Source organism: Pseudomonas sp. MWU13-2105, assembly GCF_023242315.1.
Taxonomy (GTDB): Bacteria; Pseudomonadota; Gammaproteobacteria; order Pseudomonadales; family Pseudomonadaceae; genus Aquipseudomonas.
The window spans coordinates 241,871-265,174 of the sequence record NZ_JALLIY010000007.1; the positions used below are offsets into that span (position 1 = coordinate 241,871).

Annotated in this window: 24 protein-coding genes; 19 read left to right on the plus strand and 5 right to left on the minus strand. The window is 61.8% G+C overall.

What is annotated here, in order from left to right; translation table 11 throughout:
• The 14 genes from mltG to lpxO all read left to right on the plus strand — a co-directional run bounded on the left by mltG (position 1) and on the right by lpxO (position 13,362).
• Positions 1 to 1,269 carry an endolytic transglycosylase MltG gene (gene mltG / locus M5B96_RS12625; RefSeq protein ID WP_248797006.1) on the plus strand — a complete coding sequence of 423 codons (1,269 nt, stop codon included), beginning with the start codon at positions 1 to 3 and terminating at the stop codon, positions 1,267 to 1,269.
• Positions 1,270 to 1,288: 19 nt separating this feature from the next.
• Positions 1,289 to 1,921: a dTMP kinase gene (gene tmk / locus M5B96_RS12630; protein ID WP_248797007.1), complete on the plus strand. Its 633-nt coding sequence runs from the start codon at positions 1,289 to 1,291 to the stop codon at positions 1,919 to 1,921.
• Positions 1,914 to 2,900 carry a DNA polymerase III subunit delta' gene (locus M5B96_RS12635; RefSeq protein WP_248797008.1) on the plus strand — a complete coding sequence of 329 codons (987 nt, stop codon included), beginning with the start codon at positions 1,914 to 1,916 and terminating at the stop codon, positions 2,898 to 2,900. Before tmk ends, M5B96_RS12635 begins: the two co-directional genes overlap by 8 nt.
• A gap of 43 nt (positions 2,901 to 2,943) precedes the next feature.
• Positions 2,944 to 3,300, plus strand: a complete 357-nt coding sequence (locus M5B96_RS12640; RefSeq protein WP_248797009.1) for a PilZ domain-containing protein — start codon at positions 2,944 to 2,946, stop codon at positions 3,298 to 3,300.
• 12 nt (positions 3,301 to 3,312) lie between these two features.
• On the plus strand, positions 3,313 to 4,128 hold the full coding sequence (locus M5B96_RS12645) for a TatD family hydrolase (RefSeq protein WP_248797010.1): 816 nt from the start codon (positions 3,313 to 3,315) through the stop codon (positions 4,126 to 4,128).
• Positions 4,129 to 4,592: 464 nt separating this feature from the next.
• Entirely contained in the window at positions 4,593 to 5,231 is a 639-nt protein-coding gene (locus M5B96_RS12650) for a TetR/AcrR family transcriptional regulator (RefSeq protein WP_103496783.1), read from the plus strand.
• Between the two features lie 137 nt (positions 5,232 to 5,368).
• Positions 5,369 to 6,337, plus strand: a complete 969-nt coding sequence (locus M5B96_RS12655; protein WP_248797011.1) for a GTP 3',8-cyclase MoaA — start codon at positions 5,369 to 5,371, stop codon at positions 6,335 to 6,337.
• A 195-nt stretch (positions 6,338 to 6,532) separates the two neighbouring features.
• On the plus strand, positions 6,533 to 7,150 hold the full coding sequence (locus M5B96_RS12660; RefSeq protein WP_248797012.1) for a DUF4823 domain-containing protein: 618 nt from the start codon (positions 6,533 to 6,535) through the stop codon (positions 7,148 to 7,150).
• A 1-nt stretch (position 7,151) separates the two neighbouring features.
• Complete coding sequence (locus tag M5B96_RS12665; protein WP_248797013.1) at positions 7,152 to 7,715, plus strand: DUF1285 domain-containing protein; 564 nt, start codon at positions 7,152 to 7,154, stop codon at positions 7,713 to 7,715.
• 225 nt (positions 7,716 to 7,940) lie between these two features.
• Entirely contained in the window at positions 7,941 to 8,654 is a 714-nt protein-coding gene (locus M5B96_RS12670; protein ID WP_248797014.1) for a GntR family transcriptional regulator, read from the plus strand.
• Complete coding sequence (locus M5B96_RS12675; protein WP_248797015.1) at positions 8,651 to 9,655, plus strand: ADP-ribosylglycohydrolase family protein; 1,005 nt, start codon at positions 8,651 to 8,653, stop codon at positions 9,653 to 9,655. The genes M5B96_RS12670 and M5B96_RS12675 overlap by 4 nt, the downstream gene beginning before the upstream one ends.
• A 116-nt stretch (positions 9,656 to 9,771) precedes the next feature.
• On the plus strand, positions 9,772 to 11,238 hold the full coding sequence (locus M5B96_RS12680; protein ID WP_248797016.1) for a purine-cytosine permease family protein: 1,467 nt from the start codon (positions 9,772 to 9,774) through the stop codon (positions 11,236 to 11,238).
• Positions 11,231 to 12,151, plus strand: coding sequence for a PfkB family carbohydrate kinase (locus M5B96_RS12685; protein ID WP_248797017.1), 921 nt, complete (start codon positions 11,231 to 11,233; stop codon positions 12,149 to 12,151). Before M5B96_RS12680 ends, M5B96_RS12685 begins: the two co-directional genes overlap by 8 nt.
• A 311-nt stretch (positions 12,152 to 12,462) precedes the next feature.
• Complete coding sequence (gene lpxO / locus M5B96_RS12690) at positions 12,463 to 13,362, plus strand: lipid A hydroxylase LpxO (protein WP_248797018.1); 900 nt, start codon at positions 12,463 to 12,465, stop codon at positions 13,360 to 13,362.
• A 90-nt stretch (positions 13,363 to 13,452) separates the two neighbouring features.
• On the opposite strand, the gene M5B96_RS12695 is transcribed toward lpxO, so the two are convergent.
• Positions 13,453 to 14,055 (minus strand): hypothetical protein, encoded by a 603-nt coding sequence (locus M5B96_RS12695; RefSeq protein WP_248797019.1) that lies wholly within the window; start codon positions 14,053 to 14,055, stop codon positions 13,453 to 13,455.
• A gap of 145 nt (positions 14,056 to 14,200) precedes the next feature.
• On the minus strand, positions 14,201 to 15,085 hold the full coding sequence (locus M5B96_RS12700) for a LysR family transcriptional regulator (RefSeq protein ID WP_248797020.1): 885 nt from the start codon (positions 15,083 to 15,085) through the stop codon (positions 14,201 to 14,203).
• 106 nt (positions 15,086 to 15,191) lie between these two features.
• Between M5B96_RS12700 and M5B96_RS12705 the strand changes: the two genes are divergently transcribed.
• Positions 15,192 to 15,767 (plus strand): DUF4865 family protein, encoded by a 576-nt coding sequence (locus M5B96_RS12705; RefSeq protein WP_248797021.1) that lies wholly within the window; start codon positions 15,192 to 15,194, stop codon positions 15,765 to 15,767.
• Positions 15,768 to 15,958: 191 nt separating this feature from the next.
• Complete coding sequence (locus M5B96_RS12710) at positions 15,959 to 16,444, plus strand: GNAT family N-acetyltransferase (protein ID WP_248797022.1); 486 nt, start codon at positions 15,959 to 15,961, stop codon at positions 16,442 to 16,444.
• A gap of 108 nt (positions 16,445 to 16,552) precedes the next feature.
• On the opposite strand, the gene M5B96_RS12715 is transcribed toward M5B96_RS12710, so the two are convergent.
• The 3 genes from M5B96_RS12715 to copC form a co-directional block, all read right to left on the minus strand.
• Positions 16,553 to 17,923: a gluconate:H+ symporter gene (locus tag M5B96_RS12715; protein WP_248797023.1), complete on the minus strand. Its 1,371-nt coding sequence runs from the start codon at positions 17,921 to 17,923 to the stop codon at positions 16,553 to 16,555.
• Between the two features lie 153 nt (positions 17,924 to 18,076).
• Positions 18,077 to 18,928 carry a copper homeostasis membrane protein CopD gene (gene copD / locus M5B96_RS12720; protein ID WP_248797024.1) on the minus strand — a complete coding sequence of 284 codons (852 nt, stop codon included), beginning with the start codon at positions 18,926 to 18,928 and terminating at the stop codon, positions 18,077 to 18,079.
• Between the two features lie 4 nt (positions 18,929 to 18,932).
• Complete coding sequence (gene copC, locus M5B96_RS12725; protein WP_248797025.1) at positions 18,933 to 19,307, minus strand: copper homeostasis periplasmic binding protein CopC; 375 nt, start codon at positions 19,305 to 19,307, stop codon at positions 18,933 to 18,935.
• Between the two features lie 164 nt (positions 19,308 to 19,471).
• On the opposite strand from copC, the gene M5B96_RS12730 reads away from it, so the two are divergent.
• The 3 genes from M5B96_RS12730 to M5B96_RS12740 all read left to right on the plus strand — a co-directional run bounded on the left by M5B96_RS12730 (position 19,472) and on the right by M5B96_RS12740 (position 23,124).
• Positions 19,472 to 20,017: a histidine phosphatase family protein gene (locus M5B96_RS12730; protein ID WP_248797026.1), complete on the plus strand. Its 546-nt coding sequence runs from the start codon at positions 19,472 to 19,474 to the stop codon at positions 20,015 to 20,017.
• Positions 20,018 to 20,256: 239 nt separating this feature from the next.
• Positions 20,257 to 20,799: a cysteine hydrolase family protein gene (locus M5B96_RS12735; RefSeq protein ID WP_248797027.1), complete on the plus strand. Its 543-nt coding sequence runs from the start codon at positions 20,257 to 20,259 to the stop codon at positions 20,797 to 20,799.
• Positions 20,800 to 21,129: 330 nt separating this feature from the next.
• Positions 21,130 to 23,124: a hypothetical protein gene (locus M5B96_RS12740; protein ID WP_248797028.1), complete on the plus strand. Its 1,995-nt coding sequence runs from the start codon at positions 21,130 to 21,132 to the stop codon at positions 23,122 to 23,124.
• The last annotated feature ends 180 nt before the right edge of the window (positions 23,125 to 23,304 follow it).

The window sequence follows — 23,304 nt, forward strand, 5'->3', positions numbered from 1 at the left end:
TTGAGACGTAAATTCTTGGTGCTGCTGCAAGCCGTTCTGGTGCTGGCCGGTTTGCTGCTGGGCGGTTCGGCCTGGAAGCTGCATTCGGCGCTGGAGCAGCCCCTCAACCTGACGCAGGAGCAGCTGCTGGATGTGCCGGCCGGTGCGACGCCGACGGGCACGTTCAATCGCCTCGAGTCCGAGGGTTTGCTCAAGGACGCCTTCTGGCTGCGCCTGTACTGGCGCTTCAATCTCGCTGGCGTGCCCTTCCATAGCGGCGAGTACCGACTTACGCCGGGCATGGACGTGCGCGGGCTACTGTCGCTGTGGCAGCGCGGTGAAGTGGTGCAGTACAGCCTGACCCTGGTCGAAGGCTGGAACTTCCGCCAGGTACGGGCGGCGCTGGCCAAGAACGAAAAGCTCCAGCAAACCCTCGGTGGTCTCAGTGACAGCGAGGTCATGACCAGGCTCGGGCACAAGGACGTGTTCGCCGAAGGTCGTTTCTTCCCGGACACCTACCGCTTCGTGCGCGGCATGACCGACGCCGAACTGCTGGAGAAGGCCTATGATCGTCTTGACAGTGTCCTGGCCCAGGAGTGGCAGAAACGCTCCCCTGATGCGCCTTACAGCGAACCTTACCAGGCGCTGATCATGGCCTCGTTGGTGGAGAAGGAAACCGGCGTGCCCCAGGAGCGTGGCCAGATCGCCGGGGTGTTTGTCCGGCGGATGCAGCAGGGCATGTTGTTGCAGACCGACCCGACGGTGATCTACGGCCTGGGCGAGCGTTATACCGGCAAGCTCACCCGTGCCCACCTGCGCGAGGCCAACCCCTACAATACCTATATGAACGCCGGCTTGCCGCCGACGCCGATTGCCATGGTCGGGCGCGAGGCGATCCATGCCGCGTTGAACCCGGTGCCGGGCAACAGCCTGTACTTTGTTGCGCGCGGCGATGGCAGCCATGTCTTCTCCGACGACCTGGACTCCCACAACAACGCGGTGCGCGAGTTCCAGCTCAAGCGTCGGGCCGATTACCGCTCCAGCCCCGCGCCGACGACTCCGACGGTTCCGGCCGCTGCTCCGGCGGCCGTACCAGCTGCTCCGGCAGTTGTACCTGCTCCGGCGGCTCCGACTGCTGTCCCGGCGACAGTCTCGACCCCGATCCAGAACCCGGTTCCCGGGGTGTCCGAGCCGACACCGGCCGCCGTACCGGCACCGGCTGCCGAGCCCGCACCGGCGGCACCTGCAGCACCCGCGTCAACCGAAGCCGAGGCGAAAGACTCGCAATGACCCTGATTAAGGATTGCCCGTGACTGGCTTGTTTATCACCCTGGAAGGCCCGGAAGGTGCCGGCAAAAGCACCAACCGCGATTATCTGGCCGAGTGCCTGCGGGCCCGAGGTGTCGATGTGTTGCTGACCCGCGAGCCCGGTGGTACGCCGCTGGCCGAGAAAATCCGCGAACTGCTGCTGGCGCCCAGCGACGAGGCCATGTGTGCCGACACCGAGCTGCTGCTGGTGTTCGCCGCGCGCGCCCAGCATCTGGCCACGGTGATCCGTCCGGCCCTGGCCCGCGGCGCGGTGGTGCTGTGCGACCGGTTTACCGATGCCACCTATGCCTACCAGGGCGGTGGTCGCGGCCTGTCCCGGGAGCGTATCGCCAGCCTGGAAAGTTTTGTCCAGGGCGAACTGCGTCCGGACCTGACCCTGGTCTTCGACCTGCCGGTGGAAGTGGGCCTGGCCCGAGCCAGCGCTCGGGGGCGGCTGGACCGTTTCGAACAGGAGGGCCGGGTGTTTTTCGACGCCGTGCGCAGTACCTACCTGAAGCGCGCGGACGCCGATCCGTCGCGCTATCGCCTGGTGGATGCGGCCCAGCCGCTGGCCCAGGTGCAACAGTCCCTCGATCGCCTGCTGCCGGAAATCCTGGAGCGGCACCGTGGCTGAAGCCTACCCCTGGCAGGACAGTCTCTGGCAGCAAATGGCCGGGCGGCCCCAGCATGCCCATGCCTATCTGCTCCACGGCCCGGCGGGCATCGGCAAGCGGGCCCTGGCCGAACGGCTGATGGCGCTGTTGCTGTGCAAGAGTCCGTTGAACCTCAATGCCTGTGGGCACTGCAAGTCCTGCCTGTTATTGAATGCCGGCAGTCATCCGGACAACTACATCCTGGAACCGGAGGAAGCCGACAAGGCGATCAAGGTCGACCAGGTCCGCGATCTGGTCAGCTTCGTGGTCCAGACCGCGCAACTCGGCGGGCGCAAGGTGGTGTTGATCGAACCGGTGGAGTCGATGAATATCAACGCCGCCAACGCCTTGCTCAAGAGCCTTGAGGAGCCTTCCGGCGATACCGTGCTGTTGTTGGTCAGTCACCAGTCCAGCCGGTTGCTGCCGACCATTCGCAGTCGCTGCGTGCAACAGGCCTGCCCGCTGCCGAGCGAGGCCATGAGCCTGCAATGGCTGGCCGGCGCCTTGCCGGACAGCAGCGAAGAAGAGCGGGTCGAATTGTTGACCCTGGCCGCGGGCTCGCCCCTGGCCGCTGTCAGCCTCCAGGCCCAGGGCGTTCGCGAACAGCGGGCGCTGGTAGTCGATGGGGTGAAGAAACTGCTCAAGCAGCAGCAATCGGCCACCCAGCTGGCCGAGGGGTGGAACGCGATCCCCCTGTTGTTGCTGTTCGACTGGTTCTGCGATTGGTCGAGCCTGATCCTGCGCTATCAACTGACCGAGGACGAAGCCGGCCTGGGGCTGGGGGACATGCGCAAGGTGGTGCAATACCTGGCGCAGAAAACTTCCCGGGACAAGGTCCTGTCGATCCAGGACTGGATTCTCGCCCAGCGTCAGAAGGTCTTGAGCAAGGCCAACCTGAATCGGGTGCTGTTGCTCGAAGCGCTGTTGGTGCAATGGGCAGCTTTACCTACCCAACACTGAGGCGATCGGCCTAGAATCGGCTATCTGCATGACCGGAGCGAGTATGAACGAACCCATTGGTCCCGGCCCGCGCAACGGTATCCTGTCCCTGACCATCAAGGACAAATCCGTGCTGTACGCGGCCTACATGCCTTTTATCAAGAACGGCGGGCTGTTCATCCCCACCACCAAAAGCTATAAGCTGGGCGACGAGGTGTTCATGTTGCTCAACCTGATGGACGAGCCGGAAAAAATCCCGGTCGCCGGCAAGGTCGCCTGGATCACCCCCAAGGGGGCCCAGGGCAATCGCGCGGCGGGAGTCGGCGTGCAATTCAACGACGGTGACAATACCGCCCGCAGCAAGATCGAAACCCATCTGGCCGGCGCCCTGAAGTCCGACCGTCCCACCCATACGATGTAGTATCGCCTTTTTATGCTTGTAGATTCCCATTGCCACCTCGACCGTCTTGATCTCGCCGAACATTCGGGCTCCCTCGATGCTGCGCTCGACGCGGCGCGCCAGCGCGGGGTCGGGCACTTCCTGTGCATCGGCGTGAGTGTCGATAATGCGGCTGACGTGAAGGCCCTGGCCGAGCGTTATGCCGATGTCGATTGTTCGGTCGGTGTCCACCCGTTGGACGTCAAGGCCGACGCCGCGCCAGCCCTCGACTGGTTGCTGCGCGAGCTTGAGCATCCAAAGGTCGTGGCCATTGGCGAGACCGGCCTGGATTATCACTACGAGCCCGAGGCGGCCGAGCTGCAGCAGGCGTCCTTCCGCTTGCACCTGCAAGCGGCCGGGCAGACCGGCAAGCCGGTGATCGTCCATACCCGTGGCGCACGCGCCGATACCCTGGCCTTGCTGCGCGAGGCGCAACTGCCCCAGGCTGGCGTGCTGCACTGTTTCACCGAAGACTGGGAGATGGCCAAGGCCGCACTGGACCTGGGCTTCTACATTTCCCTCTCGGGCATCGTCACTTTCCGCAATGCCGATGCCTTGCGCGACGTGGCGCGGCAAGTGCCGGCCGATCGCCTGCTGGTGGAAACCGACTCGCCGTACCTGGCGCCGATTCCCCATCGCGGCAAGCCCAACCTGCCGCAGTATGTGCGCGATGTCGCCGACTACCTGGCGATGCTGCGCGGGGTGCCGTACGAGCAGTTCGCCGAGCAGACCACCGAGAACTTCAAGCGCCTGTTTCCCCTGGCCTGTGGGAGCGGAGCTTGCCCGCGAAGAGGCCCGTCAGAACGCTAAACGCTTCGCGGGCAGGCTCCGCTCCCACAAAAGCCAGGCTTCGACGTAGTTGAGGGGGCAAATCGCAGGCAAAAAAAACCCGGGTTCTGGGGGGTGAATCCGGGTTAAGACCATTAGGAGTAAAACAAAGGTACGCGGTCCTTTGGCACCTTTATCGACGCGTCACTTGGGGGAGATGTCACGCCGACAGTTCAAGTATTGGTCAGGATCGCCTGACGTCCAGTCATCACTGCTCATTTTTTAAACAGATTTGGAATACAAGCGCTTCTGTTGAGTTCTCATTGTCCCGGGCCGCATTTTCAGTGGCCGTCGCCGGCGACGATCCGTGACTGTTGCGAAGCCTTTCTGACCGGCACGGGCTGATTCGTCGACAGTGAAAACGAAAAGCCTCGGATGATTCGTGCAATTTGGCGCGAGTCAGGCATAATACTTGGCTTCGATTTTGCCCCTACAGACCTTTTCTTATGCACAAAGAACCCCGTAAGGTCCGTGAGTTTCGTCGCCGCGAGCAAGAAATTCTCGATACCGCGCTAAAGCTGTTCCTCGAACAAGGTGAAGACAGTGTCACCGTCGAGATGATCGCGGATGCCGTCGGTATCGGCAAAGGCACCATCTACAAGCATTTCAAATCCAAGGCGGAAATCTACCTGCGCCTGATGCTCGACTACGAGCGTGACTTGAACGAGCTGTTGCATTCGGCGGATGTCGACAAGGACAAGGAAGCCCTGTCCCGGGCCTACTTCGAGTTCCGTATGCGTGATCCCCAGCGCTATCGCCTGTTCGACCGCCTGGAAGAAAAAGTGGTCAAGGGCCACCAGGTGCCGGAGATGGTCGAGGAACTGCACAAGATCCGCGCTTCCAACTTCGAACGCCTGACCTTGTTGATCAAGGGCCGCATCAGCGAAGGTAAGCTCGAGGACGTGCCGCCGTACTTCCACTACTGCGCCGCCTGGGCCCTGGTGCATGGCGCTGTCGCGCTGTACCACTCGCCGTTCTGGAGCAATGTGCTGGAAGACCAGGAAGGTTTCTTCCAGTTCCTGATGGATATTGGCGTGCGCATGGGCAACAAGCGCAAGCGCGACCCCGAAACGCCTGTCAGTTAAGATATTCGGCGGGCTGATTGCGTCACGTTCCCCTATATGGCGCAATGCCCCAGGCTTATACTCGGGAATAGGGCTTGTCAAAACTTGATTTTTGAGTCAAGTTTTGCGCGTTCCATAGTCCATCGCCGGAGTGTTCCATGATCGTTGATCGTCAAGGCAGGCGCTTTCGCAACCTGCGCATCAGTCTGACATCCGCCTGCAACTATGCCTGTACCTACTGCGTGCCCAATGGCAAGCGGCTGGTGGCTGCCCAGGACGAACTGTCGGCGCAGGCCATGGCGCGTGGCGTGGCTTACCTGATCGAGGCGGCGGGGATCGAGCGCTTGCGCATTACCGGCGGCGAGCCACTGGTCAGTCCGAAGCTGGAGGCCTTCATGGGCGCGGTCGGCCAGATGGGCCTGGAAGATATCAGCCTGACTACCAATGGCCAGTTACTCGCGCGTAAATTGCCGCTGCTGGTGGATGCCGGGATCAAGCGGATCAACGTTTCCCTCGATACCCTGGATGCCAGTGCTTTTCGCACCATCGCCCGTGGCGGCGACCTGGCCAGTGTGCTCGACGGCATGGCGCAGGCGCGGGCGGCGGGGCTGAAGATCAAGGTCAATATGGTGCCATTGCGCGGGCAGAACCTGGACCAGGTGATGCCGTTACTGGATTATTGTCTTGAGCACGGCTACGAGCTGCGCTTTATCGAGCTGATGCGCATGGGCCACCTGGCCAGTGACGGCAATGCCTTTCTCCAGCAGTTCGTCAGCCTGCAGCAGTTGCTCGGCCTGATCGGCGAGCGCTACGAATACCTGCAGGCCGATGCCCCGGTGGATGCCACCGCCGTGCGTTATGCCATTCCGGGCCGTGGTCACTTTGGGGTGATCGCCAACGAAAGCGTACCCTTCTGTCGGACCTGTTCGCGCTTGCGGCTGTCGTCCACCGGCTGGTTGCATGGCTGCCTGTCGTCGAGCAACCGGCACTATGTCGGCGACCTGTTGGACAAGCCCCGTCACGAGGCGCTGCCGGCATTGCAGCGGTTGCTGGTCAAGGCCTTGGGCGACAAGCAGGAAGTGGCCTTCTCGGGCGGCGCGACGGTGATGAAGATCATCGGCGGCTGACCACGGCTTTGAGAACACTGCCGATTTAATTGTGGGAGCGGAGCTTGCCCGCGAAGAGGCCCTTGAGACCACCAAAAGCTTCGCGGGCAAGCACCGCTCCCACAGGTTTGCATCATCTTCCTGGTTGATCTGGCGCGGAAGCTGCATCCAGGCGACTATTCGCCGGTTTTCCGTCACCGGCCTCTGGAGGGTAGGATGCGTAGCCTGGTTGTGCTGCTGGCGTTGTTGGCGCTGGGCGGCTGCATGAAAGTCAGTGATATGGGGGAAGGTGTCCGCTATGAGATGAGCGATGTCGGGCTGCTCGACCATAGCGATACGCGCCGGATCCACTCGTTCCGCCTCCAGCCGGACTCCTTTATCTACATTGCCCAGGGCGCTTTCACCCCGCCTGGCAGTGCCTACCCGCGCCCCAATGTGGTGGCCGAGGAAGCTTTCAAGGGCTTCATCGAGTACTTCCCCATGGTGCGCCGCGCCCGTGGACCCCTCGGTCTGGATCAGGCCATGGCCGAAGCCCGTTCCGCCGGCGCGCACTACCTGCTGTACACACGCTTCGCCAAGGCTGACGACCGCATCGGCAACTACGACGAATGGGCCGACCAGGAGTCCGTCGACCGCCTGGGCGTGGACAGCGGCGTGATCCAGATCATGTTGATCGAGACCGGCACCCAGTACCTGATCGATACCGCGCGGATCAAAAGCCGTGGTGGCTTGCTGACGTTCCACAACAACAAGCCCGAAGACCTGATCGCCGCCCCCTTGGCCGAATATGCGCGTAGTCTATTGGGCATAGGTGAACAGTGGATGTCGGATTGAGATGAGTGAGCCGGGCAAGGCCAACGACCTGTTGGCACAAATCCCCAGGACGGAAAAGGGCCTGCCGCCGGTCCACTTGTGGAATCCAGCGTTCTGCGGCGATATCGACATGCGTATCGCCCGTGACGGCACCTGGTATTACCAGGGCACGCCGATTGGCCGCAAGCCGATGGTCAAGTTGTTTTCCACCATCATGCGCCGTGACGGCGATGATTATTTCCTGATCACACCGGTGGAAAAGGTCGGGATCAAGGTCGACGATGCGCCCTTTGTCGCGGTGACCCTGGAGGTCGAAGGGCAGGGGGAGGCACAGCAGCTGCGCTTTACCACTTACGTCGATGAACAGGTGACGGCCGGTGTCGAGCATCCGATCCGGGTAGTGATCGATCCGATCAGCCAGGAGCCGGCGCCTTACGTGCATGTGCGCAGTAATCTTGAAGCGCTGATTCATCGCAATGTGTTCTACCAACTGGTGGAGTTGGCGGTGACCCGGCAAATCGACGGCCAATCCTGGCTGGGTGTGTGGAGCGGCGGCGAGTTTTTTCCGATCGGCCTCGAACCCTGAGTCGTTTCCGCCTGCTGGCGGATCACGAGTAATCGAGCGTCGACCGGCTGCTCCCGCAGGCCCAGGGTTCGGTATAGCGTTATCGTTGCCCCCGGTCCTTTGTGGGGGGGGCGGCTTGTCGGGGCGCCGCAGCGCAGCGATAGCGTCCCGAAAAACACCACCATTCATCTCCCCGAAAAATAAATTCCTTGCACCTGCGAGCCCGTTTCGGTTATCAATTTGTACATGATTAGACATGTCCGATTTGATAAGAAAAAAAAGGTGGTCGATGAGCTTATCCGGCGCATCGAAAGCGGTCTTCTTGAAGACGGCTTGCTGTTGCCGGGTGAACATCAGTTGGCCGAAGAATTCTCGGTGAGCCGCGGCACGCTGCGCGAGGCCCTGGCCGAGCTCAAGCGGCGCAACTACATCGCGACCCAGAGCGGCGTGGGCTCCATCGTCACCTACGATGGCATCCCCCTCGACCAGCGCGCCGGCTGGGCCCAGGCCCTGGCGGACAGCGGGGCGCTGATCAACACCGAGGTGTTGCGCCTGGAGGCGGTGGTGCGAGCGGACCTGTTCAGTCGCTACGGCACCGAACAGTTCATCGCCCTCGACCGACGCCGGCGCAATACCGACGGCACCGCGGTTTCCCTCGAACACTCACTGATACCGGCCAGCGGCGGCCTGGAAGGCCTGCCCCGCGTCGGCCTGATCGACAACTCCCTGACCATTACCCTGGCAGCCTACGGCTATGTCGGTGATCGCGGCGACCAGTGGATCGGCGCCGAACCGCTGTCCGCCGAAGATGCCGAGCTGCTTGGGCGTCCCCTGGGGACGGTGTTTCTCAAGGCCTTGCGCACCACCTACGACAAACATGGACGCTTCATGGAGCAGGTCGAAAGCCTGCTCGATCCGCTGCATTTCCGCCTGCACCTGGCGTTTGGAAACCCGACATGACCCCGACTCATCGCGCCCTCGGTGCCTTCTACGGCCTCGCCCTGGGCGACGCCCTGGGCATGCCGACCCAATCCCTGAGTCGCGCCGAGATCCAGGCTCGCTTCGGCAGCATCACCACACTGGTCGACGCCGGTCCCGACCAGCCTATCGCGCCGAACATGCCCGCCGGCTCCATCACCGACGACACCGAGCAGGCGATCCTGGTCGCGCAGTTGCTGATCGACGGCAACGGCCATATCGAACCGGCCCTGCTGGCCGAGCGGTTGATTGCCTGGGAAGCGGCGATGCAGGCCAAGGGCTCGCGGGACCTGCTCGGACCGTCGACCAAGCGCGCCATTGAAATGATCCTTGCCGGCCACAGCCCCGAGGAAGCCGGGCGCTATGGTACTACCAACGGCGCGGCCATGCGTATCACGCCGGTGGGCATCGCCGCCGATATCACCCGGCCCCGGCGCTTTCTCGAGGCAGTGATCGAGGCCTGCCAGGTCACCCACAACACCAGCCTGGGAATCTCCAGCGCGGCAGCCGTTGCCGCGGTGATTTCCAGCGGTCTCAATCGCCGGAGCCTGGAACAGGCGCTGGATGTTGGCACCGAGATGGCCTTTACCGCCGAACGGCATGGCCACTGGGTCGCTGGTGGGCGCCTGGGGCCGCGCATTTGTTGGGCCCGGGAACTCAGCCGCGATTGTCCGGGCGCCGAACTGGCTGACCTGCTGTATGACGTGGTCGGTACCTCGGTGGCCTCCCAGGAGTCGGTGGTGGTGGCCTTCGCGCTGGCGCAACGGGTCGCCCTCGGCAAGCTCGCGGCCTTCGACGCCCTCTGCCTGGCCGCCAGCATCGGCGGCGATACCGACACCATCGCCGGCATCCTCGGCGCCATGCTCGGGGCCTGCGACGGCCTGGACTGCTGGCCCGCCGAAATGATCGCGAAAATCATCGAAGTCAACGCGCTGGAACTGGTGCCTCTGATTCAGGGGCTGATCGCCCTGCGCAACGCCTGACACATAACAACACGCAATGGACTGCAGACGAAGGGGGCCCCGGAAGTGGCCCAGGGTTTTCTACACCTTCCGCACTGCCCAACAACCACAACAATTGGCATCAGGAGCTGAATACCATGACCTCATCAAATGCCGGACAAAGTGCCGGCCAACTGGAAACCCGCGGTATAGAACCGGTCCCGGAAGCCGAGTGCAACGGTCATCCGCTACAGCTGTTCTGGGTCTGGTTCGCGGCCAACATCAGTATTCTCGGCCTGCCGCTGGGGGCGACCCTGGTGGCCTTCCGCGGGCTGGCGATCTGGCAGGCGATCATTGTCGCGATTCTCGGCGCGGCGGGCTCCTTCGCCGTGGTGGGGATCATCTCCATCGCCGGGCGGCGCGGCCACGCGCCGAGCCTGACCCTGTCGCGGGCGATCTTTGGCGTGCGCGGCAATATCGGTCCGACCATTGTTTCGCTGATGTCGCGCCTGGGCTGGGAAACGGTCAACACCACTACCGCGGCGTTCGTGCTGCTGTCCTTGTGTTCGATCCTCTTCCACTCGCCGGTGGAGGCCAAGAGCGCACCGTTGCTGACGCTGCTGTTTATCGCCATCTTCGTGCTGCTGACCCTGTCGGTCTCGGGCCTGGGGCATGCAACCTTGCTGGTGATCCAGAAGTGGGCGACCTATGTTTTCGGCGCCCTGAACATCCTGGTGGGCGGTTTCCTCTGCGCGACCATCGACTGGAGCGCGGTGTTCAACGCCACCCCGGCACCGATGAGCGCGATGATCATCGGCATCGGCACCATGGCGGCCGGTACCGGGATCGGTTGGGCCAACGCCGGCGCCGATATGTCGCGCTATCAGCACAAGAGCGTCAAGGCCGTCCGCCTGGTGGCCTCGGCGGCCTTCGGCGCGGGTATCCCGCTGGTGCTGCTGATCACCCTCGGCGGCCTGCTGTCGGTGGGTAACCACGATCTGGCCCAGGCGACGGACCCGATCATCGCGATCCGCGACATGCTGCCGACCTGGATGGCCGTGCCGTACCTGATCACCGCGTTCGGCGGGCTGTTGCTGTCGAACAACCTGTCGGTGTACTCGGCGGGCCTGACGACCTTGACCCTGGGGCTGAAGGTCAAGCGCGTGCATGCGGTGATCGTCGATATTGTCGCGATCTTTGTCGGCTCCATCTACTTCATGTTGATCGCCGACAGCTTCTACGGCCCGTTCATCACTTTCATCTCGCTGTTGGCGGTACCGATCACCGCCTGGGTCGGGATCTTCGTGGTCGACCTGGTGCATCGCCAGTACTACAGCGCCAAGGACCTGCTGGACGTCAGCCCGAGCAGTGCCTATTGGTATAGCGGTGGCATCGAATGGCGCGCTTTCGGTGCCTGGGCCGTGGCGATTGTCCTGGGGTTCAGTTTCACCACCATCGGCACCACCGCCGAGACCACCTGGTTCCGCGGTTTCCTCTCCGACTCCTGGCTGGGTCACAACGGCCTGGGCTGGATCGTTACCTTCCTGGTTGCCGGCGGTATCTACGCCGTGCTCGGCGGCGCGGCGGATCGGCGTGGCGCTTTTGTAGAGAATGCCAATGGCTAAGTTGCTGCATACCGGCCAGGTCATGGTTGACCTGGTCATGTCCCTCGATCACCTGCCGGCGACCGGCGGCGATGTGCTGGCGAACGCCGCCAGCTTCGAAGCCGGGGCGGGTTTCAATGTCATGGCCGCGGCCCGGCGCAACGGTTTGCCGGTGGTCTACCTCGGGCGCCACGGTAACGGGCGCTTTGGTGACATCGCCCGCCAGGCGATGGCGGCGGAAGGGGTCGAGATTGCCCTCGGACGCGATGGTGAGAAGGACACCGGGCTTTGCGTGTCGCTGACTGAAGCCAGCGCCGAGCGCACCTTTATTTCCTATATCGGCGTGGAAGGCGGTCTCTCGGCCGAAGATCTGGCGCCGGTCTCGGTGCAGGCCGACGACTACGTCTATGTCAGCGGCTACAGCCTGCAATACCCGGACAAGGCGCCGGCGCTGCTGGCATGGGTATTGGCCTTGCCGAAGGCGGTGACCGTGGTCTTCGATCCGGGTCCCCTGGTCAACTCGCCGGACGCTTCCCCCATGGCCGCGTTGTTGCCGCGCATCGATATCTGGACCAGCAACAGCGTCGAATCCCTGCGCTTTACCGGTGCGGCGGATATTGCCGGTTCCCTTGACCGTCTGACCGAGCGTTTGGCCGACGGTGCGCTGCTGGTGGTTCGCGATGGCCCGAACGGCTGCTGGGTCAGCCGGGCGGGGGAGCACCGGCATGTGCCCGGTTTCAAGGTGCGGGCGGTGGACAGCAACGGCGCGGGCGATGCCCATTCCGGAGTATTCCTTGCCGGGCTGGCGGCGGGTCTCGATGCCGCCGAGGCGGCTCGTCGCGCCAATGCGGCGGCGGCCCTGGCGGTAACCCGCTGGGGGCCGGCGACTTCGCCCGGTACGCAAGCAGTGGATGCAATGCTGGCTGAAGGCTGAATTCGGCTCCTGTAGGAGCAAGCTTGCTCGCGATCCGCCGGCAGGCGGGGATTTTGGTGGCGCTCCGTGGATCGCCATCGCCGGCAAGCCGGCTCCTACAGGGATGGAGTGCGCCAGTGAAGCTGTAAGAAAATCCTGTGATAGAGGGTGATTTTGCTTTCGTCTGGAAGACGAAACACTGGAAACCCATACGCCAGCTGTTCTACCCTAGCGCGTTGGCTGCCTTTGCGACGCCTGGACCCGGCCTGTGTGCACCGGCTCACCAGGCGCATGAAAGGTAGCGTGTTCTTCCGACTTCTGTGACGATGCCCGTGAAACTCATCATTATCGCTGTTTACGTCTTGTCCATCGCGTACGTACACCTGCGCGGCAAGGTCCGGCACAAGCTGGGCCGGCAACTGAGTGACCACTCGACCTTCCTGGCCCCGATCAACTGCTTCCTCTACCTGTTCTCCAAGGTGCCGAGCCGTCCGTACCTGGACCCGGCCGACTTCCCCGAGCTCAAGCCGCTGCAGGACAACTGGCAGGAAATCCGCAGCGAGGCCCTGGCCCTGTTGCGTGCCGGTGAGATCAAGAAATCCGAGACGCCCAACGACGTCGGCTTCAACTCCTTCTTCAAGACCGGCTGGAAGCGTTTCTACCTCAAGTGGTATGGCGACAACCATCCTTCCGCCGTCGAGCTGTGCCCGCGCACCACGGAACTGCTCAACAGCATCGGCAGCATCAAGGCCGCGATGTTCGCCGAGTTGCCGCCGGGTTCGCGCCTGGTTCGCCACCGCGACCCCTACGCCGGTTCCTTGCGCTACCATCTGGGCCTGGAGACGCCGAACGATCCGGGCTGCTATATCAACGTCGACGGCCAGGATTACCACTGGCGCGATGGCGAGCCGGTGATGTTCGACGAGACCTTTATCCACTACGCCGAAAACAAGACCGAGCAGAACCGCGTGATCCTGTTCTGCGATGTCGAGCGTCCGTTGAAATATCGCTGGGCGACGGCGTTCAACCGCTGGTTCAGCCGTAATGTGATGTCCGCCGCCGCCTCGCCGAATGACGCGAACGACAAGACCGGTGGGATCAACAGGTTCTTTACCAAGATCTACGGCATTCGCCTGCGGGGCAAGGAATTGAAGAAGCGCAATCGCACGCGTTATTACCTGGAAAAGTGGGCGATCTTTGGCGGCTTGCTGGCGTTGTTCCTGCTGATCTAGTTTCGGCTGTGGCTTGACGAATTCGGCCGGGCCCCATCGAATGGGAGCCCGGCCGATTTGTCTCAGGTGTTACCCGGGTGGTTGCGCCGCTTACAGGCCATCCTGCGGGTGCAGGGTGCGCTTGGCCAGGTCCTCGGCACTTTTCTGTTGCCAGACTTTCCAGTATTCCGCGCGTTTTTCTTCGACACTGCTCTTGTTGCTCTCGAACCAGGCCAGGGAGCGCGGCGAGTTGCCGACCAGTTCGGTGTCCTTGACCCAGCTGGCGAAGTCCTTGCCGGTGCTGGTGTATTCAGCCTTGGGGTCGGTGCTGATCGGCCACAGGGAGAAACGGGCTTTCCAGGCGCCCATGCGCGGGGTGACCAGGCTGTAGTAGGTCTTGCCCGGGGCCAGGTCGGCCTCGAGGAAATCGGCGGCTTCGGAAACCACCATGAAGGTGTGTTTGCCCGGGGTGGTCGGGTAGTTGACCTTGCTGCCGTTGGCCATGATGCCGATGAATTTGGTTTGCCCACCGCTCACGTCATAGAGCGAGGCATCGATCATCTTGCCGACGAACGAGGAGCGCATGAAGACCACCTGGGCGCTCTCCGGCCCGGCGGCCGGCAGGGTTTGCGTGGCGGACACTTGCATCGGATTGCCGGCGCAACCGCCCAGCAACGCAGCGGCGGCCAATACCCACAGATACATGAAACGCATTGATCTCTCCTTGGTTTGAACTTGAGTTTCCCTACTCGGGTCGCAGCGGCGAAAACCTGTCCGCCGCCGCGGACATCTTTCAGGCCCGTCTTTAAATCATGAAGGCATTTTGCTATCAAGTATTTATTCAATCAGGCCTGATCGATTAGCGTTCCAATACTCCACGAAACGCCGCACTCAGTGCCCGCAAGGTTTCCTGCGAGCGGGCATCGGTCGGCCGCGCATGCAGGATGACTTCAGTGATCGGCAGGGCCGGCAGCCCGAGTTGCTCCCCGACCTCGATCGCGCCGGCCGGTGCCACCCGCCTGGCCGGTGCCACCCGCCTGGCCAGCGCCGCCACGCCGAGCCCGGCGCTGACTGCCGCGCCCACCGCCATCACGCCGCCGCCGATAAACACTTCGGTCCAGGGGATGCCGGCATCATCCAGCACCCGCACCGCCAGATGGCGCACGCCACAGGGGGCGGCCATGGTCGCCAGGCGCAGGACGTTACCGGGGGTGTGTTGCCAGGTGGGCGCGGCAAACCAGCCGAAGCGTTCCACCACCAGCACCTCGCCGTCGTGACGATCACCTTCGCCGCGCACGATGGCCGCATCCAGTTCGCCACGATCGAAGGCGGCGCTGAGGTCCCGGGAGGAGGCGATGCGCACCTCGATGATCAGTAGGGGATCGTAGTGCGCCAGGCGACTGAGCAGGAGCGGCAGGTCGGGCCCGGCGACATGGTCGCTGATGCCGATGATCAGGCGACGATTGGGCGTGGCGCTCATATCCCCCAGCGCCCGCTCGTGGGCCTGGAGCAAGGCGCGCGCGGCGTGGATAAATTGCTCGCCCGGAGGCGACAGCCGTACATGGCGGGGTGTGCGCTCCAGCAAGCGGTAGCCGAGGCGCTCTTCCAGACGCTTGAGTTTCAGGCTGATGGCTGCCTGGGAGGTGTCCAGGGCCTGGGCCGCCCGGGTGAAGCTGGCGAAGTCGGCAATCAGCACAAAGGCCTGGACGGTGTCGATATCGAGAGGCTTGACGGCTTCAGTCATATCTATCTCTTATCACACATATATTTATCGATATATTGTTGTAATTATAGATCCTGCGCAAGCTGGCTCCAGGTTCTCGATAACCTTCGCCCACAGGAGTGTCGCCATGTTTGCCAAACAGTATTCGCACCGCTTGCCCGCCAACTATGACATGGGCTTGATCCGCCGTCGGGCCGCCGAACTGGGGCCGCTTTGGGACGAGACCCAGGGGCTGATCTTCAAGGCGTTTATTGCCGAGGAAGGCGGCGTCTTCGGTGCCCAGGCCAATCTGTATTCATCGGTGTATCTCTGGTCCGATCCGAGCGCTGCCGCGGGCTTTCTGATGGACGAGCGGTTCCAGCGGGTGATCGACTCATTCGGTCGCCCGGATATCGAGGCCTGGCTGCCGCTGGACTTGCAGCTGGGCAAGGCGCTGCAGGCCCGGGCGTTGTATCGCGAAGCCTTGCCTGTCGCACCGGAGGCCGACCGCGTGCGCTTGCTGGCGACGGAGGTGGAGCGTAACCAGGCCATCGTTCGGCAGGACGACACGCTGGCGGTGTTCCTCGCGCTGGATGCCGCGGCCTGGCAGTTGATCCGGATCACCCTGTCGTCATCCGAACCTGACCGCCGTCGCGCCGGCAAGGCTTATGAGGTGCTGTACCTCGCACAACCGGGCCTCAAGCCCCCGCGCCATGGGGTGTGAGGAAGAGGCGGGCGGATATCGGGAGAGCCTGGAAACCTTGGGCGTCCATCTGCTCGGGCTGGGGCGCGGCGCGGGCCCTCAGCTTGACGCAGCTGACCGGCCTCCTGCTGATGGTGAATTTTCATTGAAGTGATTCAAGCCGTCGCACAATCCGCATAGCATGGGCGACTTCACCGACTCTGGAAGCGCCCATGTCCCTTGAAATACGCGAAGCCCGGCCCAGCGATGCGCCGCAGATCCTGGCCTTTATCACGGAACTGGCCGAGTACGAACGGGCCCGTCATGAAGTGATCGCCAACGTCGTCGACATCGAGCGCAGCCTGTTTGGCGAAGGCGCCACGGCCCACGGCCTGATCTGCCTGCGTGACGGCGAGCCGGTCGGTTTCGCAGTGTTTTTCTTCAGCTACTCCACCTGGCTCGGGCGTAACGGCCTGTACCTGGAAGACCTCTACGTTTCGCCGCAACAACGCGGTGCCGGGGCGGGCAAGAAGCTGCTGCGGCATCTGGCGAAGATCGCCTGCGCCAATGACTGCGGGCGCCTGGAGTGGAGCGTGCTGGATTGGAACGAGCCGGCGATTCGCTTCTACGAATCCATCGGCGCCCAGCCGCAGAGCGAATGGGTGCGCTATCGGATGGATGGCGAAGTGTTGAAGAGCTTTGCCTATTCGCAGGACTGAGCAGCAATCCTGAACTCACTACGGAATCTGCAACCGCCGCGAAACCTGTAGGAGCCGGAACGGGTCGATGGCCCGCCGGCACGGCTTCGGGCAATCATCGGCTGCGGTTTACTGGAACCACCGCCACAACAACAGCGTGCCGATCAGCCCGACCACTGAAACAATGGTCTGCAATACCGACCAGACCCAGATCGTCTGCTTGAGCTGCAAGCCGAAGTACTCGCGGACCATCCAGAAGCCGGCATCGTTGACGTGGCAGAAGAACACCGAGCCGGCACCGATGGCCAGGGCCACCAGCGAGGCCTGGGTGGTGGCTAGGCCGGCCATCAGCGGCGCGAGGATACCCGCCGTGGTGGTGGTCGCCACGGTGGCCGAACCGGTGGCCTGGCGCAGCGCCACGGCAATCAGCCAGGCCAGCAGGACGTAGGACATATTGGCGCCGCTGGCGACCTTGCTGATGGTGTCGCTGATCCCGGCTTCCAGCAGGGTCTGTTTCAGGCCGCCGCCGGCGCCGATGGTCAGCAGCAGCATGGCAATCGGCCCAAGGCTCTTGCGCAGCACGCTGCCGACCTGGTCACGGGCCATGCCGATCGACCAGCCCAGGCAGATCACGGCTGCGATCACCGCAAGGCCCAGGGCGACCAAAGGCTCGCCGAGGAATTTCAGGGTCAAGGCGAGGTTGCTTTGCGGCGCCATGGCCACCTTGGCCAGGGTGCTGCCGAGCATCAGCAGCACCGGCAGCAGGATGATCAACAGCGAGATGGCGAAGCTCGGTTGGCGTCGGGTCTGCACCTTGGCGGTGAACAGCGCGCCGATTTCGGCTGGCTCCTGCACATCCAGGCGCTTGGACAGCCAGATGCCGTACAGGGGGCCGGCGAGGATCACCGCCGGTACGGCGATGCAAAAGCCCAGCAGCATGGTCATGCCGAGGTCGGCGTGCAAGGCGCTGACCGCGATCAGCGGGCCTGGATGCGGTGGCATCAGCGCGTGCAGGGTGGTCATGCCGGCCAGGGCCGGGATCGCCACCTTGAGCAGCGGTTGGCCGGACTGGCGGGCGATCACGAAGATGATCGGCACCATCAGCACCAGGCCGACTTCGAAGAACAGCGGCAGGCCGATGATCATCGCGACCATGGCCATGACCCAGGGCAGGGCCTTGCCCCGGGCATGGCGCAGAAGGGTCGAGGCAATGCGGTCGGCGGCCCCGGATTCGGCCATCAGCGCGCCGAGCATGGCGCCCAGGGAAATGATGATCCCGGCTTCGCCGAGCAGACTGCCGGCCCCCTTGCTGAAGGCCTTGGCCACTTCTTCAGCGGGCAGTGCGGCGCCGATCCCGGCGACGAAGGTACCGATCAGGATGGACAGGAACGGCGGCAGTTTGGTCAGGCTGATCAGCACGATGATGGTGGCGATCGCCAGCAGGCAGCAGACGATCAGGCGGGTGTCGTGGGCAAGCCACGCGGCATGTGAAAGATCCAACGGGAACCCCTTCTTGTATTATTTTGTTACGCGGTTGGAAGGAATATACCTGAAGGATTCATATAGATGATTAGATGAGCCAGTTTTTTTTGCGAACGGGAGTATGAAAGTCCGGACGGCTCCACGCTGTTCGCCGGCCATGCCCGGGCGGGCTCAGGCCATCAGCATCGGCGGTAACGTACCCAGCAGCGATACCGCGAGAATCGCCCCCAGCCCGAGCAGCCATTCGACCGTCACACTGGTGCGCAACACGCTGAAGCGTCCGCGCGGGCTCATCACCCGGTTGAACAGGGCCAGCCCGAGCATCAGCGCGACCATCAGCACCTTGATCAGCAGGATCAGGGCGAAGCCGCTGAACAGTGGCGTCGGCCAGACGGCGCCAGTGAGCACACGGACATTGATCAGACCGGTGACGATAATCACCGCGACCAGCAGATAGCCGAGTTCGCCGAAGCGTTGCAGGACCCGCTTGATGTCGTGTTCCGCCGGTTGGCTCAGCAGCAGGGCGAGCAACATCAGGCCGCCGACCCAGGCACCGACGCCGCTCAGGTGGATAAACTGGTTGAGCATCAGCAGGTGCCCGTCGAGGCCTTCGAGCATGGCGCCGTGGCCGACCGGGGCGAGGGTTGCCAGCAGCAGGAAACCGAGCAGCAGGTTGACGGCCGGGCGGGCGTCGGCCAGCAGGCTGAGCAACAGCAGCAGGCACAAGCCCAGGTGCCAGCTCCAGACCTGACCGAAAAAGGTCTTGCCCAGGACCAACTGCAAGGTGGCAGGATTCAGGGCGTCGGCCCAGTCGCCGGTCATATTGGCGGTGGTCAGCAGCAACCAGCCCGCGGCGCTGAGCACGCCCAGCAGCGCCAGCCAGCGCTTGATCCCGAGCAGCGGTTGATCCAGTGCCGGGCTGGCCGCGCTGCCGATCAGCCAGGGCCTGAACAGACAGGCCCCGAACAACGACAACACCACGGCGAAATGCAGGAAGCGGCACAGGACCATGGCGTTTTGCATAGACTCAGTTGCCCACCTTGAAGCTGTAGCTGCCTTCGCTCTTGTGGGTATCGACCGACACGGCGTGCCACACGACCTTGTACTCGCCTGGCGGGAGGGGCGCGGCCGGGGTCAGGATCAGGGTTTTCTTGTCGGCCGGATCGGTGGCGATGCTTTTCAGCACGACTGCCTTATCGGCGCTGCTGACGTCGACCTTGGTCAAGGCCGCCTCGACCCCTTCGCTGAACACCAGACGCAATTCGCCGGGGGCGCTGACGGTGGCGTTCTTGGCCGGGTTTTCGCTTTTCAGGTGGGCATGGGCGAAGGCGGCGTTCGCACCGGCCAGGCCGGCCAGCAGAAGCAGGGCGCCGAGGGTTTTCTTGAACAGGGCAGCAGACATCGATCAGTTCCTCGTGGGATGAAATCAGCTGACTATACTAGCTGGCTCTGCAGCCGAACGTCGCATTCAAGCCTTTGTTCCCTTGAGCGATACTTGCAATACGGGCCAGGTGACTTCCCGGTATGTTGAGCCACGACACGGACTGCCTTTCGGAACACACCCTTATGTCGATTCGTTTGAGCTTTGTTTGCCATGCCCGCACCGAGGCCCAGCGCCTGAGACGTTTCCCTCTGGACGAACCGGTCGAGCCCAAGGGCTTGCTCAAGGCCGCAGAACTGGCGGCGCGCCTGAAGAAACCGGTGCGCATCCTCAGTGCCCCGGAAACCCGGGCCTGGCAGACCGCCGAGGCTTTGGGGAGCGAGGTCGAAATCGTTCCTGAGCTGGGTGACCTGGATGTGGGCGAATGGCATGGGCTCACGCTGACGGACTTGTTGGAGAGTGAGCCTGAGTTGCTGGCGGCCTGGACCACAGACCCGACGCAGGTTCCGCCGGCGGGAGAGTCGGTGACGGCGTTGTGCGCCCGGGTCGGGGCCTGGCTCGACGGCTTTCGCGAGGAGGGGCATTTTATCGTGGTCACCCATCCGTTCGTGATCCGCGCGGCGCTGCTGCATGCCCTGGGGGCCGGCCCGGCTTCCTTCAATGCGATCGATATCGAGCCGTTATCGGTGGTCGACCTGCGCCGTAACGGGCACTGGCGGTTGCGCTTCTGAGCCTGTGTGCTGTCGCCTTTTTCGCCAGGATGGGATTGCCATATTCGAACCGTCCGTAGCATGATCGAACCCATGAATCGCAATCTGTTGAACCTCACCCGGACCACCACGACCGCCCATGGCGGGCGTGAGGTCGGTGCGTGAGTCGGTAAACGCAGTGAACCCAGGCCCCGCCAGCAATGGACGGGGCCTTTTGGTTTCTGGGCCTTTGCTGGCATCACACGGAAGGAGAAGTCCCCATGCAAGCAGAGAGTACACAGCGTTCGGCCCTGTTGATCATCGATATGCAGGTCGGTTTGTTCCATGGCCCCGACCAGCCCTGGGAAGGGCTGCGGGTGCTGGAGAATATCAATCGGCTGATTGGCAAGGCGCGGCAGGCCAATGCGCCGGTTTTCGCGGTCAGGCATAGCGGGCCGGAAGGTTCGCCGATTGCGCCGGGCAGTGCCCTGTGGCAATTGGTGCCGGAGCTGCAGGTGGATCCTGCGTCGGATCATTTGCTCGACAAGACGCGCCCCAGTTGTTTTTTCAATACCGGGTTGGCCGAGCAGCTGGATGATACCGGGATCGGGCGCTTGGTGATCGTCGGGATGAAGACTCAATATTGTGTCGATAGCACTAGCCGCTTGGCCCGGGATCTGGGTTTCGAGGCGGTGCTGGTCGGCGATGCCCATACCTGCATGGACACGCCCGGGCTGTCGGCGCGGGCGATTATCGAGCATCACAACGCGACCTTGAACGGCGCGTTTGTGCAGGTGCTGGGTACGGAGGATGTGCACTTCTGAAGGGCGGCCGCTGCGCGGTCATCGCTGGCAAGCCAGCGCCCACAAGGGGCTGCTGTGAACGCTGGATTGGAGTGAGCACAGGCTTCTGTGGGCGCCGGCTTGCCGGCGATAGCGGTCGATTAGAAAAATGCGTTCAAACGGCAAAACCTGTTATTTCTGACAGTATCCGCCGTCTGAAATAGGGTGTTAAATCGCTGTCAGGCCATCAGTGGCCGGCGAAAACCTTCGAAGTGTCCGTGGGCTGTTGTCTCGATTCGGTTTCCCCCTTTTGTTTATGACCATGACGTTGTGCATGGTTGTTCAGAAAAGAAACTGACGGGAGTGGCAAGCATGTCCAAGAACGCTAAAAACTCTATCGCCTATAACAAGGCCTTCAATCTACCCGGTGATGGGCGAGAACTGAACCCGCCTAATATTGCGGACGCCATGCCTGGGGCTCCGACGGGATTGCTGCCGTCAGACAAATTGAAGACCCCCATCGAGGTAGAGATTCCTATTTGGAATAATCGTCCGACAATCGATTACCCCACCCGGTTCGATTTCCTGATACTTGAATGGTTGCCGGACGGAGAAGGCATCTACCAGCCCATTGGTACCCCTGATCCCGTATATGGACCTCCAACGACTCCAGACGATCATTTTCCATTGCCTCGTACGATTCCAGTTTCAATGTTTGCCCAGCGTGAAGGCCTGTTCCGCTTCAGGTATCGTGTCCAATCATGGCTTGGGGAGGAAACTGAATCCTATACTTCCAATATCATCATCGATCGCACAGGGCCTCAGTTGGCACCTCTAGATCAGAGTGCGATTGTAGTGACTCGTCCGGTCATTACCGATGCGACACTGATATCCGATAACGGGTTGCCAGGCACTATTCCTGATTTCACTGAAGAAAACAATAAGGCGGCTGTCAAGGCGTTTGTCGCCTTGTTGGCAACTGTTCCGCAGCATTTTGATGATATTGATCCGGCGGATCTGTATCTCGCAGATCCTCTACCGCCAGCTCGAAATATAGTGCTGCCCACTCGGTTGGTCACCCAGGTAGGCAGCGGTACCCGCTATTTGATTTATGTATTGTTTGATAAGGCCGGAAATGACAGTGTTATTTCGTGGCCTACATTGGTGCAGATTGCGCTGGGTGCTCTTCCGAGCGGTTTGCAAGCGCTGACGGTGGATGCGCAGGAGGCTTATGGTCTTGTCGATCTGAAAGCGGCGGATAGGGGCGTGTACGCGATTATCCAGTCATTTGACAATCATGAGCCTTATGATCGGATCCGTGTAACCTGGAAAGATGAGGTCATGGCACCTGAACCCGTTGTTGGCGCCGCAGACTTTCCAATCCGTGTGCCTATGTATTGGGACAAAATGAGCGCGGCCTACAATTTCGCTCAGGGTGGGGAGCAAACTGTTCAGGTGGTTTATTCGGTCTTGCGCGGGGATTATCCTACTCCTTACCCCACGCCCTATGCCGTCAAGGTCAACTTCGAATACGCCGGCCCGGTCAATCCCGGGATCCCGGGTCCGAACCCCTTACTGAACCATGCTCATGCTTATGACGATGACGGTACCGAGGATGAACTGAGAACAGAAAATAAAGATGCGAAAATCAAGCTGATTCTATTCGATACGTCGCCAGTCGAGATGCACGGTATTACCGTCACTTTCTATTGGGGCGGGACGGCGGTTGCCACGTACCTGATTACAGGACTTGAACCCGCGGACTATGAGGTGGAACGAACTCTCCCTTGGGCGGAGATCGAAAAAGTGGCGAACGATCCCGCCGTCAAATTGTATTACACCTTGACCAAACCCAACGTTCATAACCCACACGAGTCCGAAATCACGGAAGTTGATGTTGATGTGATCACTATTACGCTGGATCCGCCGACTTTCCCGGATCTCTACGACGACTTCGCATTGACGTGTGGCTCCTTGCAGCAACATACGGTGGGCGGGTCGCTGGTGTGGGGGATCTGGGTTCATATTCCACCCTCAAAATACATACATGAAAATGATACCGTGGTAGCGACATGGCAAAGTTACAAGATGGACAGAAGAACGGAAATTCCGGATACCGATTTGAGAACGGTTTTTACGGTGTCGCAGGAGGAGGAGACCGACGGGATAGATTGGTTTGTTCCTTATGAAAAACATTTGAAGCCTACCTACGGTGGCAATAACGATCAAACCGGTATGGGGTTGGTGGAGTATGGGGCAAATGGATATTTCTGCGAGCCGACATGGGTACTGGTTGCCATGGGTGCCGGGCCTGAGGCGGAGGACTCTTGCATTCTTCCACCCCCCAGATTAACCACTCGAAAATAAACAAGAAAGGTTCCTGTAAAGGAGCCTTTCTTGTTATTTGGGAGGGGTGTAATTGTGTGTTTTTACTACGTTGTTAAAGGAAAATTCCTACATATGGGTTTTTTCCGATTCTGTAGCCTGTGCGTCCTATGTGAGTAGGGTCGATTTGACCTGCATCGATATCGGTTTTTTCTGTCTTTA